We start from the raw sequence: 14,961 nt of genomic DNA on the forward strand, positions 1-14,961 counted from the left end.
AGTAAAATTTGGGTGAGTCGTGTGTTTTAAATTGCGAGTCTTGATTGAAAATGGAGGCTGGAGGTTTATTCTTTTGATAAGCAATATTCTTCAAAGTATGATTCTTTTAGGGAGAATTTGATTCATGAAATTTATAATTGTGGTCCGTATTACAGCTCTCAATTAAAATAAGGTGTGTCAGATTTGTCCTGAATTAATACAACTAAAACTGCCTAATGCTAGGCGTGCCCAATTCAAAGCCGGAATCCGGAACTGTTACAGCTGGCGATCTGTTCTCCAGATCGCCGAGAGAAATAATCTGCCTATAGATGACTAGCTCACGCAGAGTTTTGAACATCCTTGCAGATGCCCACTTCACCTTTTAATCGATAACTATTAAGAAAAGGTGACTGCACGCTCATTCAAATCATAATACTGAGTATTAACCTTAATCTTTACAGAGCTACCGGTAGCATCAAACCAGCCGAGATACCCGGTAACCTCTAGGCTTTTATGGGTAGTGGCCATCGCCTCACGTAAACGCTGGGCCCAGGGCCTTAACTTCTCACCATCATAACCTGACCCGCAAGCGCAGAGATGCAGATCGACAAAATTGCCAGGCAAACCCTCTTTAACCAGCGTGCCCGCTAGCTGCGTGGGAGTATAGGTTTTCCATACTCCGCCCTGCCACGACTCTATCCCTCTATCGAAAACTTTTGCTTGTTTATTCTTGCCACTATTGCGTTGTGCACCAATTTGCTTGCCATCGCCACCGCCGGTACCATGAGCAACAATATAAAGAGTGTCACCAGATTTGAGGCTACTGAGACACTTATCTATCCAGCGGTACATAGACTTACCAATACCAGATGTTACCTTGTTGGCAAGAATTTGATTCTTCGGAATATCCCATGCACTCGCCATATTCTCCGCGAACTCTAGCATTTCATCACTGTTTACCGGGAGGTAAATGTATTTTGCCATTTTTTACACCTTGTTATTATTACAATGCCAAAATTATAACACCAAGCCTTGCAGAGTGAATTATTCAGGGCACCCAAAAATTGGAGAAAAGTCTCAGTTTTGCGACAAGCATCGGTTCTGGTGGCTACTCATATCTAATTTGGAAATAAGGGTAGGTGAAATGTTAAGAACTTGTATTTAGGCTTTAGAAAACTTCACTTTGTGGTAATAAGTCAGAAATCGTAGTGTTGATAGATTGGAGCAGGGTTAAATTATCAAAGAGGAAACTCCGATAGTGGATCAAACCATGTACCCTATGTTTATTGAGCTTGCTGCACGAATGCATAGTTGAATCAAAGTGTAATCAGGGTGTTTAGGCGTATTTTTGATATTGGCCCTGATTGTGTTTAGGTCTACATAGCCCATACTGGCCGCGTTAACGCTTTTATCCAATAAAGCCCAGGATTTTAATTAGTGGCCTGTAACGCTGTCTTCAGGATTAGGTGGGATTCATTTAAGAAGTGTATAAAACAGCTGACATTGATTAAATTTTCCTGCCAGAGAAGGATAACGCTTTGTAGCTTTAGCGATTCACAGTGATCGAGTATGCTGCCCTGGGTTATCATTGTGCCAAGTTTAAGGCCTTAAATAGCTCCAGATAGCGAAGAATCACTTCGATATCTGGTCAGGTCAGCCTTTTTACCAATATAAAGTACGATATGGTAATGTTTACTCATTACGGTATAGGTTACGTTACTAAGTGTAAAATTCGGTGCCAACCTATTCATAGGCGTTTCAATTAACTGGTACTAGGCGTAGGGGTAAATGCACTGATAAGAGGGTGTTACACCAAGAAATATCTGAATGATTCTGGGCCGAGTTCTTGGTTATTCTCATATTGATATGGATGATTAGCAGATATTTTATTAAATTTCGTCAGTAGGGTTGGCGGTTTAGGCTTTATATTTGGTGAGTGTTGATCAGTGTCCTTAGGTTATTTGGTGCCAATAAATAAAGTGGGTGAAGTAACTAGACCTTCTGGGAAATACGTTTGTTTGTAGCCGCATGCGACAAATAGTGCCAGTAAAGTTAGGGTGAGGATGGCTTGTCCGCTAAGTACCTATACCTTGTCTATAGTCCGAACTGCTTACCTCTTTACACAGAGAGGCTTGCTAGTTTATCGATCCACTTAATATGCAATGAGTGAATGAATGTGATGGACGGACGTTAGTCATGCCATCAGCTATTTTAAGGTTTCTATTAATCTGTCAGCAAATGACTGTGGAGGATGCCGGTGAGGTTTATAATCTCATGCCCGTCAATACTAAGTGATCACCGCCCAATAGACTTCCCCGGTCTGCTTTCGAGAGCCTTGTTTTTTTCACTCAGTTGGGTTGTAGGCGCTTCATTAGGTGCGCAGGAAATCAGTTCCTCAGACCTGGGGCAAGATACGTCTACCCCAGAAGTTGCTGCTGACTATCTGAGGAAAGAGTTAAAAGGCACCCAGAATTTGGTTTGGACCGGGCATAAAATACCCGATACTGATTCCGTTAGTGGGAGCTTGCTCTCAGCCTTCATTTATGGTGGTAAGCCAGCAATTCCCAGTAAAATCAATCCGGAGACTCGCTTCGCCATTGAACAATGTGGTGCTGAGGAGCCCGAAATAATTGAGAATTTCTCAGGAAAGACTGTTGGATTGGTGGATTTTAATCAAGGCACTCAATTGCCAACTGGCGTTGATCCAGACTTAATCGTAGCAATAATCGACCATCATGCGATTGGTGGATCGCCAATTAATATTCCAAATGTAATCAGTATAGAGACTAGGCCATGGGGATCGAGCGCAACAATTTTAACTGATCATGCTCAGAAGTTTGCTATTGAATTACCAGTTCATCTGGCGTGTATGGGGTTGGCTGCAATTCTTTCGGATACGGTTAACCTGACATCACCTACCACAACCGAGTACGACAAAGTCTATGTAAAAAAATTGGCAAAGAGAGCTGGTATAGATGATGTAGATAAGTTTGCAGAGCGGATGTTGCTAGAGAAATCAGATCTGGGTGGGTTTTCCGCCAAGGATATTGTTTTACTTGATTTTAAAGATTTTGAGTTCGGAGGAAAAAAAGTTGGCATTGGGGTTGCTGAAACGCTGACAGCTCAGCAGTTAATCAACAGAAGGTATGAACTGAAGTCTGCCATGGGCGAGATAAAAAAAGAGAAAGGTATCGATCACTTGATCTTCGCAATTGTCGACACTCGTGAAAATAAATCTTATCTACTTTGGAGTGACACCTCAGACAAAGATCTTATTATCTCCGCTTTTGGGGACCAGGTAGTAGATGATATGGTTGTTGCTAAAGGGGTGATCTCGCGAAAACGCCAAATTGGCCCAGCTATTCAAAGAGCTTTAGAGAATTAAAAGATTGACTGATTTATTGAGCTTACTAACAAGATCATATTCCTGCGCAGCACATTTTGTTTGGAGATGAAATTGGATGGAATCATTATCAACTAAAAACAGATTCCAAGAAAGTTGGAATAAAACTGACCCATACCAGATGTGAAGCTCTACCATTTATCAAACAATGGAACGCCTTTGGTTTTGCTGGCGATACAATGTCTTGATCGTCAACGACGATTTTGATTGAAATAGTTACAGATCACCAAACAAAGGGTGTCTTTATGGCTGCCATCAACTAGACAAAGCCAACTGGGTGAGATTCTATATGGATACTATCCGAGCGTTATCTCCATTGTTTAAAAGCTGCACGAGTAAATAAAAAATTGTTAATTACTTTTGGTTTTCTTTAATGGGCTATTATTCAGTTTAAGCCCAAAAGGCTGGGGTTGAACTCCGGTGTTTTTATATGTTGGAATTTCAAGTTGGCGACAAATCCATAAAATCAAGTATTAATCTCAAGCTATGCTATGTTTAGCAATATGCGCACCCTTGCTCATATTATACGCAATAACTTCCCTTTTCGTTTGACAATATTCTTGTATTCCCACTGAATTACCTTTGATTTTTTTAGTCAGCGTTTTTATCAGTTGTTTTTATCTGCACTGCCTCTGTATCACCTGATTCTTAGTGTCTTAAGTCCAAAAACAGATCGCTACACTTATCGAGATTACCGGAGTCACAAATATACGGGGCTTGGTACAGGGTGCGCCAATCCGCAAAGTAAATAAAGAGCCAGTTCCTCCACGCTTGATACAATCCCAAGGGGTTATGGTATCTATCGCAATAGATCAAACAAAACCTAATTTCTAAATCTGGGGAGAGTGAATTTTCTAGGCGATGATGGCATTACGAATATTCGAATTGTAGTTGGTGATGGTACCAGTAATAGTTTTTGCTGACCAATCACGATAGTTCTCTAGTTTTTGACCTCCAGCAGTTCTTGAGTGATTTGTTAGCAGAATAACGTGGTGATATGGTGGTTTTCGCAGCTGGAATCGAAAGGATGGTGGAAGATTCATGCTTGCTAATATTTGAGCTACTTTGGTCTTCAGGCCTCTCTGAAAGCCATTGTTCTGTCATGATCTATCTACAATGTGCATCTTATCGCTTTATTCGGTTTGTTTGACGCATTATCTAGATCTAATGGTTGTGCTTTGTTTAAGAGCATAGTGAAAATAGTGGCACAAATTAGGAGGATCTAATAATGATAAAAACAACAGCCAAGTGGGTTGGCGGGATACTATTGCTTGGGATGGTTGCAGTCTCGGTCTTTGCCGTAAATGCAATTTATTTTAAACCATGGTCTATCAATGTATATTTTGAGCGAGCTTTTATAAAAATTCAAAGTACCAGCCCGGAAACACTTTCAATTTTCCGCATACTGGAACGATTTGGGATTGATGGCCATAATGCCCATCTTGATGATGTTTCTGAAAAGATGAAGCAACATGAGATACAGATAGTTAAGGATGAACTATCTACATTAAGGAGCTATGACAGATCTAGCCTCAATGACCGGCAGGCAATTTCCTATGATATTCTGGAGTACTACCTGGAAAGTCTAGTAGAAGGGGAGCGCTGGAGGCATCATAATTACCCTCTCAATCAAATGTTTGGTGTGCAAAATACTCTTCCGGAGTTTCTTGTTGAGTTGCATCAAATTAACAATGTCAAAGAAGCGGATTATTATCTCTCCCGCTTAAGTGAAGTAGATAGAAAATTTTCTCAAGTATTGGATGGGTTGAAAATTCGGGAACAGAAAAAGATCTTGCCTCCACGCTTTGTAATTGATCGTGTGTTAAGAGAAATGCAAGGGTTTATTAACGTTCCGGCGCATGAAAACATACTTTATACCTCTCTGGAAAATCGCTTGGATACTCTTGAAACTTTACCAGATCAAGAGCGTACACGTATCCTTGATAGAGGAAAAATATTAATTGAAACAGATGTCTATCCTGCGTACGCAAGCTTGATCGCTTACTATCAAGAATTACAGTATAAGGTTTCAGAGAATAATGGCGTTTGGGCCCTCCCGGAAGGTGATGAATTTTATGCATATCAAATACGTATTCATACCACTACAAATCTGACTCCCGATGAACTGCACAATACGGGCTTGATGGAAGTAGAACGCATAGAAGATGAAATGAAGCAGATTTTTTCTTCTGTAGGCCTTGATACGGGAAGCATTAATACCCGTTTCTCCTCTATAAATAATGATCCTCGGTTTCTTTATGAAAATTCAGATAAGGGCCGTGAGCAGATTATCAAAGACTATCAATTGATTATCGATGAGATTAACGCAGGTATTGACGATTATTTCAATATAAAGCCAACTGCGGGTGTTGAAGTTAAGCGAATTGCGGAGTTCAAAGAACAAGGCGCACCTAAGGCATACTATATGCCACCGGCAATTGATGGGTCTCGCGGAGGGGTGTTTTATGTAAACCTGCGCGAAGTCCATGAAACAAAGAAATTTACCATGCGAACCTTGGCTTATCATGAGGCAATTCCAGGGCATCATTTTCAAGAGGCAATTGCAAAAGATTTAGAGGGATTGCCAACTTTTCTTAAAGCCGTATCAAATACAGCTTATGCGGATGGCTGGGCTCTTTATACAGAGAAGCTAGCCAAGGAGATTGGTTTTCAAGATGATCCCTATGATGATCTTGGGCGATTACAAGATGAGATGCTTCGTGCTGTTCGTTTAGTGGTAGATACCGGTATACATCACAAGCGCTGGAGTCGAGAAGAGGCAATTGAATATATGGTGAAAACGACCGGTTTTCCGAGAACTGAAGTCACCACTGAGGTTGAGCGCTACTTCGTGATGCCGGGTCAGGCTGTAGCTTATAAAACTGGTATGTTAAAGATATTGGAGTTGCGAGAACGTGCTCGTCAAAAGTTAGGGAGTAAATTTGATATACGTGAATTCCATGATGTGGTACTAACTAATGGTGCCGTACCGCTGATGGTGTTAGAGCAACTTGTTGACCGCTGGATTGCCACTAAGAAAGTCTAAGAGAGTTAATAAAGAGGCATTTCAAGCGGTATCATTTGCTATTAAGAGTGAGCTCGCGTTAATTGCAATAGAGATCAACAAGATCATTGTAGCGCCTGAAAGGGGGTTGAGTTCGACTCATACCCCACTACTGAATCCAAACAGATAATGGCCTGCTTTCTGCGGGTCATTTTTTATTTATCCCTTAAAATCTCCATCGCAGCATTATGCCCAGGCACTCCAGTAACGCCACCTCCCGGGTGACTACCGGAACCGCAGAGATACAGGCCCTGAATCGGCGTGCGGTAATCCGCAAAGCCCATAAAAGGGCGGTTGCTCCACAGTTGGTCCAGGCCTAAGGCACCATGGAAGATATCGCCACCCATCAAGCCAAACTTGCGCTCTAAATCCAGCGGTGAGTGGATTTGTTGGGCGATGATGGAATCACGGAAATTGGGTGCATAGTTGTTGACGGTATTGATAATGGTCTGAGCTGCCTGCTCACGGTAGTTGTCCCAGCTCTTACCCTCCGGCAGTTCTGGAGCAAATTGTTGGCAGAATAGGCTGGCCACATGTTGGCCCTCGGGGGCTAGGGAGGGATCGATGGTGGAGGGGATCAATATCTCTACTATGGGTTGCTTTGACCAGCCGTATTGAGCCGCATCTATATAGGCCTGCTCCAGGTAATCGATGGTAGGGCCAATGACGATTCCCGACTTGTGGTGCGGTTGTACGTGAGTACCGGGTTTACATGCAAAGTCTGGCAGTTCAGACAGTGCGACATTCATACGGAAGGTGCCGGACCCCACCCTAAAACCACGTACCCTGCGGTGAAATTCCGGCTCCAGATGTTGTTCGTCAATCATCTGGGAATAGAGCAGTTTAGGGCCGACATTAGCGATTACTTTACTAGCTGCAATAGTTTCCCCGCTACTTAGCCGTGCTCCGGTAGCGCGACCACCATCGATAAGCACCTCTTTAACTTCAGCGTCTGTACGAATAGTGACCCCGAGCTGCTCTGCCTCTCTACGCATGGCCTGAGTGATAGCACCCATACCACCCATAGCATGGCCCCAAGCGCCTTTCTCACCGTTTACCTCGCCAAACACATGGTGCAAGAGCACATAGGCGGAACCGGGAGTGCTTGGAGCGGCATAGTTGCCGACAATAGAGTCAAAGGCGAACGCAGCTTTTACATGGTCATTTTCGAACCAGGCATCCAGCACGTTGGTAGCACTCTTGGTGAACAGGTCCAGAGCGTCTCGGCGTGATGCCATGCTTAACTTTTTCGCTCTAAGCCCAAATCCACCAGCGCGAACCAGGTCTATAAGGCCACCACCCACGTTGGGAGGAGCGCGCAGTAGCTCTTCGCGTAAAATATCCGCAACGGTTTCCAGCATGGCATAAAAGTCAGGTAAGGTAGCTGCGTCTCTCTCAGAGAAACGTGCTACCTCTGCCTGTGTATCTGCAAGATTCTTATGGAAGGAAAGACTATTGGCTTCTGAAAGTGGGAAGAAGTTTGATTGCGGCCGTAATTTGATTTCCAAGCCATGCTCTCGTAGATGGAGGTCTTCGATGATCTTGGGGTTAAGCAGACTCACGGTGTAGCTTGCCACAGAGTTTTGGAAGCCTGGGTAGAATTCTTCAGTAACCGCAGCACCACCAACAATCGACCGGCGCTCAAGAATCGTTACATTTTTTCCAGCTTTAGCCAAATAGCAGGCACAGACAAGGCCATTATGGCCACCGCCTATAATCAAAAAATCCTTCATTATTATTCTCTGAGTAGGAAAAGGTTAGGATCAATTGTCGTCAAAAACCGCAGAAAAATAAAGAGTCCAAAATCAGATTATTATCGATACCATTTTGTCTATTGCTAGATCTAAAGTTTTAAAGATAAATTAAGGTGGGAGAAATGCTTGTACAAAACTCTATATTATTTCCGCTTTAGTGCAAAATTAGTGTTTACTGCATCCTTGATTAAAACTATGCGGCTTCAAAAAAACTGTCCAGTTAAATATACTGAGCTCAAGGAGCCTAATGGGGAGCACCCGTAGTATTATTGGTGAAGCGTTAATCTATATCACTTCTTATTAGATGTTCTCTGAAATTAATTTGTGTACTGCCGTCATGTACGCAGATATTCTGGGAGGCGTATTGGCAACTATCTATAACGAAGTTTTACATCGGGTTTTTAAATTGCCCTGTCCTTTTAGTAGGCTGAAGCCAAGTTGAGTTTAACTCAATACACGAGAAGTATAAGTTCAGTTTCGTAGATTAATTTCCTGGTTGATGCTAAAAAGTAAAAAAATATTGCAGCTATTAAGTGTGAAATGTATGAAAAAAATCACTCTTCAATACTAAATTTTCTTTGTTATTACCTCCTCTAGGAATTACTTTAGTTAGCATAGATATGCCTTATGGAGATGATATTTTGTGTCCAGTGAAAACCTTTCCAGAGTGTTAGGTGCTCAAGAAGCAATATTCACAGAATTAGCCAGGAGGACCTGTGGAGGTACTTTAGTTATTTCCTTCATTAAAGTTCTTACACCACTAAGCGTTGAGCAATTAAAGTCTGGGTTTGCATCGATTCATAAAATTTATCCTCTATTACAAGCACGTGTGGAGTCTGGAGAGCAACTTCGTTGGCGTTGTGATGTGTCATTTGATTCTATCCCTTTCGAAGCTGTGAAATTAGATGGGCCTCTTGATTTTGAAGAGGAGTTTACGCGTAGAGGCGAGGTTGGACTTGATGTTGAAAAATGTACTTATACGCTCTCGTTCTATATAAATTCCCAGAATAAAGTTGACTGGATATCCCTGGTAAGCAGCCATGCAGCCCTGGATGGCCGGTCAGTAATGACTCTTTTTTGTGTTCTAGATATATATTTTAGGGAGCCTGAGACATTTAGATTAGGAAGGCAGCCCTTGTATGAAGCGGTTGAGAGCTACTTTCGCTCCTCCAAATACTTCGCAAGACAGGAGTCATGTAACGCTAAAGATGATTTATTTAAATGGCCAGTTGAAGAGTCAGCCTTTGCTGCAGAGCGTGAGGGGCACGCTATTTATAGACAATTTCCTATGGAGGATCTTTCAAGTATTGTAAAGCAGGGGAAGAGCTACAAAGTTAGGCCTAGTGCACTTTTTTGTGCTGTTGCTATTAAGGCCTCAAAAATTTTACCTAATCATAGGGACTGGATTAAAATCCTCTTACCTTTAGATGTTCGAGATTTATGTGGATCAGAAATCGGTTTAAGCGCAGTGGGTGCATTTTCAGCAGTAACCACTTTAGAAGTAATACCTAATATTGATACTAGTAATATTTGGCAGCTAGCAAGATACTTGCAAGTTGAGCTTGATCGCCAAGCCGCGGAGGGAGAATCATGTAAGTTCGCCTTTCCTAAAAATTATATCCTAGGGGATATTATCGGTTGGGCTCAAGAATATGAAAATAATAAACCAGTTTTCTCTGAAGGGTTATGTATTTCAAATGTTGGAAGCATGAAAGCTTTGGGCACGCACATGAAATCTTTTGAAATTGTAACAGCTATTCCTTTCCAGACACATGGTGCTCACCCAATATCACTGTTAACCTATTCAACGATTAGGAACTCAGTATTTATTTTCTCTTACTGTTCTCCCCTTACTAAGAAAGATAATGTTTTAAACTTCGCGGAAAAATTTATCAATACACTTAGGGATCTTGTCAAGAACACTTGAATAAATCATATTCTACAACCTACTCAACTGAAAGAGCTCTGATTGGATAGATCACATTATATTTTACATGTAAAGTAATTTTGAGGAAGTCTGGTTGCTTTATTTAGATTTCTGTCTCTAATAATAATTTGTAACCAAGGTATGGCTTTGCAGGGCTATCTAAGTCTTTAAATTCATAATGGTGTATACGAATCATCCTGAAAAATCGGTGTAACAAACTCCGAACGGCATAATTCCGGTATTAAAGATTTTTCGAAGGGTTGTGGCCATTCGTGAAATGCTGCCTATAACCTATGTACCCTTACAACCCCTAGAATATTTTTCAATCTGCTCGAACCTCTACCTGGGTTTTTTGAATAATTTTATTCTGATGGGGTATTGTTTGTCTTCCTGCTGGGGTATGTATGACTTATACATTAAGTCAGATTTGGCGAATCATAGTATAAGTTAAAACTCGTGGGGGAACTTTCTTTCTCAGTTGAATGTTCCCACTTTATAGAAGGAGCTGAAATTTGAGTGTTTACTTATTAACGACCGGGCCAGAGAGACACTACTTGTGTATCCACTGAGAGTTGTATTGGCATTGAATGCATTTTTTAAAATGTTAGGGGTTCGACTTATTGGTATCCTCTTCCACAGAGTAAGTAGAAGAAGCGTGATCCTGAACAACGTAATACAAAAAAATTCAGGTATATTGAAGTAAAGTTGGATGTTGATTTATAGGATTCTGGCGGGCTAACACATAGCGCCGATACAATAGCTGCCAATAAGTACGAGATTTAAATTTCAGTATGAGCAGGTAATCCCTGACTAGGCATGTTCTGATTCTACCTGTGTAGAAAAACATGATGAATTAGAATCTATAGAAGTGAAGTGGAACACCGTAAAGAAATCAGGGCGCTTTAAGCGTAAGTAAAGTCGTGTAGGGTGGGCAGGATAAGGGGGGAATGTTGGCACCATAGTAAGAATTTATTTCGTCATTAAAAAATACTGAGCGCATGTATATATTCTGTTTGTCAGCTTATTGATTGTGGAAAGTCTACAGCCCATGGTGTTAGTCACTTTCCCTAAAAGTAGATTTTGTACAATACAAAAGAGGGAAATACATGTTAAAGCCTGGTTTCGGCTAATTAAATGTAGGCTCTTTATTGCGTGAAATTTAACACTTATTTAGTGGGCGACTACTCATAGGTATTCTCGAATCATTGGTATGAATGCTAATGTTAAATATGGGTTTCATTACTAATAATAACTGTGGCCTTAGACTCCCTTTGTGTATTAGGGCAAGTTTGATCATGATTACTTAATATTTCATAATAATTGTGATATAAAAAATCAACATCCTCTTGGTATATGCCGGATTGTCCTTTAAGGGGTAAGAATGTGAACCCCTAAATTCTTGAGATGCAATCTATAGTTGAAAGGCGAAATGTTGGTTTCTGTATTCATGGATATAACACTAGTGAATATCTATAGGTTGTGATCTGAATTGATCTGTGTACAAGCCCGACTCTATTGTAGATCGCTAGCTGTCAAGCTGCATGAATTTCATCTTGAGGAGACAAATATTATGTTTATACTACTGCACAAGTAAGATCCCAATGAATAATATTGTTTAAGAATTTGGCACCTTGATAATCATTATGCGTACACGGATGATAGGCGAGAATGGGAGCTTACCCATAAGGTAAATCTCTGAATTACAGCCACAGGGAGGAAGTTAAATTTGCTTAAATATTTTATTGAGTATTATGTAGTGAAAGTGAACTTAATGGTAGCAAGGGAACGATTGATAGTATGAAGTCTCAATTTAGCATAATCACCCCTTGTTATAATAATTCGGATCTCTTGCGCAACATGCTGAGAGGGTTCTCTGTCCAAAATTATCCAAAAGAAGATTTCGAAGTTATTGTTGTCGATAACAATTCAAGTGATTCAGATATTTATTCTTGTTATAAGGAATACAAAGACAAGTTGAATTTAACCTTACTTTATCGCCGGATTTTAGACAATCCTTTTGCCCTTAATTCTGCTCGGAATTTAGGGGTAAGGATTTCTAAATATGACTGGTGTGTTTTTACAGATAGCGACTGCATTCCATCCTCCAATTACCTAAGGCTTATTAATAATATAATTAATAACAAGGGGAAGAACATCTGTATGACAGGGTTGAGGGAGTTCATTCACTTCAAGGACGTTGAGGTTGATATGATCGACGGCACTGATATACATCTAAGTGCCTGCCCCAGATTTAAAAGCCCATCGAATTATGGGTTAACAAAAGATAGAAGGATCGGTAAGATAGAAGACTTACCTGATACGGAACAACCCTGGGGCCATTTCTATGGTTGTAATATGATCTATAAAAAAGAAGATATTATCAAAGTGGGAATGTTTGACGAATTTTATGATGGTACATGGGGGTATGATGATATTGATATGGCTTACAGAATTATCAGTGAATTAAATATTGAGCCAATTTTTGCAGATAAAGCCGTTGTTTATCATCAAGATAAGGTTGCACCGGCTGAGAAAGTTGACGAGTCAGTCTCAAAGACTGAAAAGCTAAATAACCCAAACTATCAGTACATTTGCAAGAAAATTAACGGATACTATGAATTTAGTACTCGTGAGTTCAGGCGATTTGGATTAACTGATTTTTAATTGGCTGAGGTAGTTATAATTCTTCCTGATATATTTTTATTGGAATCTAGAATTATATCAAAATAGAAATTTATTGGTTCTTAATAAGATATGATTCACAATATCCGTGAAAAATACGCCTCAAGCCATTAGATGTCCGCCACATTACATTCAAGTGAGAATTGCCTTAAGAAAAAGATTATTTTTTTTATATCAAAGGCCGCTTTATTGGCTGTGGTGTATATCCAATACCCCTTGTCACATTTATTGATAGTAAAATTCAAAGTATCTCTAGCAATTGCATAGACCGCGATGCACTCATCATCCCCAATAGGCAAGTAACCCAGCATAAAGTCTTCTTTTGTCAGCCGGTCAAATTTTTTTTCCACTCCAAGAGCATCAAGTAAAACCATTCCGTAATAGGCTATATCATATTTCTTTAATAGATGAATCTGCTGACGGGCAGATTTATTTAGTGTACTGAAGGAAAAGTTAAATCCACACGCAGTGTTACCGATTCTTTTCTCAATAATGTGTTGTTTAGGTAAATTTTGTGTAAATTCCTGTGTTATTAGTATGTTTGCTTTTTTTCTGCCCATTAATTCTGTAAAAGAAACAATGAATTTTTCAGTGATATCCTCAAGAGAAGGTTCTTCAGTTCTCACTTTAGCTGATATCATGACAATATCGCCAAGATCGCTTTTTGTATTTCTATACCCTTTCAGGTGAAAAGGATTTGTTTTAGGGTCCCTCTTGTTGTACAAAAGTAGTCCAGCAATGAGAAATAAGGCCTTGAGGAAATCTATTGAGTACTTCAAAAGAGAGCGATTTCTACTCCCATGGTAGAGCCTTTTTAACTTTAAATAATACTTTTCGGATCTAGCTTTATTGCCTTGTAATAGATGTTTTGCACATTTAACAACCAGCAGCCCTGTATATCCTGAGAAGTATTCGTGATCAATAATGAAGTCTGTGCTGTTCTCACTGAAATGAATGTAAATTGGGATCCTCATTTTTTCTAGGTTTCTATAAATAAAATTCCTACTTGAGTTTTTGGTTTCCTGCTTTTGTAATTGTTTTATTTGAGAAAGATAATAAGACTTAGAGTGAGGAGCAGAAGTTAGCCCTACCAAATCATAAAGTGTGCTCAAGCAACTCGTAAGTTCTTTCTTTCCATATTTTTTAAAGCGATAAACCATTAATGTTGTTACAGTATCATGCTCCTTTAAAAACTGCTGTACAAAACTTTTTGGAGTTTTTACTGGAGTAAATAGATTAATCCTTATCTTTCTGAAAAGTTGCATTAGATCTCTCTACGTGTGCGAGCTAATATCTCAGTTATAAGTAAACCATATTTCAAAGCTCTAAATAAGCTTAGTTTGTCATTAGAAGGATTGGAGGCCTCCTTATAGGTCATCATTAAATTTATAACATTCAATGTGGAAAAAATGCGATGGAGTATTTCATTTAGGGTGTGTATCAGATATTGTGTTTAAAGAGGTGTCTATAACCCTTATTTCAAAAAGCTATTTCCATGCTTCTTAAATCTCTTTTAGTTATTTTAATTGATACCTTTGATTGTTGAAAGCTATTACATAATTTGAAATTGGTTGGTCTCACGTATTCACATAAAAATAAGACCGACAGTTGAGAGTCGATTCAAGTCAGGATTAACAGGTGATCATTGGAAATGATCAAACTCTGCCTTTCTTCGCTTAACAGAGGCCCAAAGCTCACTTATCGGCTAGAAAGCATATTATGACTTTTTTCCATCCTGAGCCCAATGGAAATGTCTTCTTTTTACTATCACCATCGAGCACTTGCTGGAAAAGGCACTAACTATAGGAAGAGCAAGGTACTTGTTTAGGGGGCGGTGAAAGTTTCTGGGACAACTTAATCAAAGGTTTCTGTTTGAAATGGGGCATCATTTCCGATTACAGCTTTTCTACAGCAAGAAAATGAGGGCTGAAGTTGAGAAACTATTCGGAGTTAGGATACAAAGTAGATGGTAATAGTCGGCTGCGAAGACATTTTATTGCGGATTACCGTTAACTCATTAGCTGAAGTAAATTTATTGCATCCTAATTCATATTATGCATTGAAGTACAGAAATTGGTCGCTTTGTAAATTCTAAAGTGACTGCCCCTAACTTTCGACGAGATTATTTAGTGAGTTATGGATTGGATCTTAC

The 14,961-nt window shown here is 39.9% G+C and carries 7 protein-coding genes; 4 read left to right on the forward strand and 3 right to left on the reverse strand.

Annotation, left to right across the window (positions count from 1 at the left end):
- Positions 1-375: 375 nt before the first annotated feature.
- Positions 376-963, reverse strand: a complete 588-nt coding sequence (locus tag ACJJIO_RS16925) for a hypothetical protein (protein ID WP_444909172.1) — start codon at positions 961-963, stop codon at positions 376-378.
- 1,351 nt (positions 964-2,314) lie between these two features.
- On the opposite strand from ACJJIO_RS16925, the gene ACJJIO_RS16930 reads away from it, so the two are divergent.
- Positions 2,315-3,364: a manganese-dependent inorganic pyrophosphatase gene (locus tag ACJJIO_RS16930; RefSeq protein ID WP_444909173.1), complete on the forward strand. Its 1,050-nt coding sequence runs from the start codon at positions 2,315-2,317 to the stop codon at positions 3,362-3,364.
- A gap of 1,246 nt (positions 3,365-4,610) precedes the next feature.
- Positions 4,611-6,428: a DUF885 domain-containing protein gene (locus ACJJIO_RS16935; RefSeq protein WP_444909174.1), complete on the forward strand. Its 1,818-nt coding sequence runs from the start codon at positions 4,611-4,613 to the stop codon at positions 6,426-6,428.
- A gap of 173 nt (positions 6,429-6,601) precedes the next feature.
- On the opposite strand, the gene ACJJIO_RS16940 is transcribed toward ACJJIO_RS16935, so the two are convergent.
- The gene (locus ACJJIO_RS16940) at positions 6,602-8,179 is read right to left on the reverse strand and encodes a phytoene desaturase family protein (protein ID WP_444909175.1); all 1,578 of its coding nucleotides are present in this window, start codon (positions 8,177-8,179) and stop codon (positions 6,602-6,604) included.
- Positions 8,180-8,843: 664 nt separating this feature from the next.
- On the opposite strand from ACJJIO_RS16940, the gene ACJJIO_RS16945 reads away from it, so the two are divergent.
- Positions 8,844-10,127, forward strand: a complete 1,284-nt coding sequence (locus ACJJIO_RS16945; protein ID WP_444909176.1) for a hypothetical protein — start codon at positions 8,844-8,846, stop codon at positions 10,125-10,127.
- A gap of 1,797 nt (positions 10,128-11,924) precedes the next feature.
- Positions 11,925-12,791 carry a glycosyltransferase family 2 protein gene (locus ACJJIO_RS16950; protein ID WP_444909177.1) on the forward strand — a complete coding sequence of 289 codons (867 nt, stop codon included), beginning with the start codon at positions 11,925-11,927 and terminating at the stop codon, positions 12,789-12,791.
- A 128-nt stretch (positions 12,792-12,919) separates the two neighbouring features.
- Here ACJJIO_RS16950 and ACJJIO_RS16955 read toward each other — a convergent pair whose 3' ends face one another.
- Positions 12,920-14,074, reverse strand: a complete 1,155-nt coding sequence (locus ACJJIO_RS16955) for a hypothetical protein (protein ID WP_444909178.1) — start codon at positions 14,072-14,074, stop codon at positions 12,920-12,922.
- Positions 14,075-14,961: the final 887 nt, after the last annotated feature.

It is taken from the genome of Microbulbifer mixtoriginis (SeqCode), assembly GCF_052467235.1.

What these genes read in the sequence shown, in the direction of transcription:
- ACJJIO_RS16950 (WP_444909177.1), top strand. Translation starts at nt 11,925, where the DNA reads ATGAAGTCTCAATTTAGCATAATCACCCCTTGTTATAATAATTCGGAT.
- ACJJIO_RS16940 (WP_444909175.1), bottom strand. Translation starts at nt 8,179, where the DNA reads ATGAAGGATTTTTTGATTATAGGCGGTGGCCATAATGGCCTTGTCTGT.
- ACJJIO_RS16935 (WP_444909174.1), top strand. Translation starts at nt 4,611, where the DNA reads ATGATAAAAACAACAGCCAAGTGGGTTGGCGGGATACTATTGCTTGGG.
- ACJJIO_RS16955 (WP_444909178.1), bottom strand. Translation starts at nt 14,074, where the DNA reads ATGCAACTTTTCAGAAAGATAAGGATTAATCTATTTACTCCAGTAAAA.
- ACJJIO_RS16925 (WP_444909172.1), bottom strand. Translation starts at nt 963, where the DNA reads ATGGCAAAATACATTTACCTCCCGGTAAACAGTGATGAAATGCTAGAG.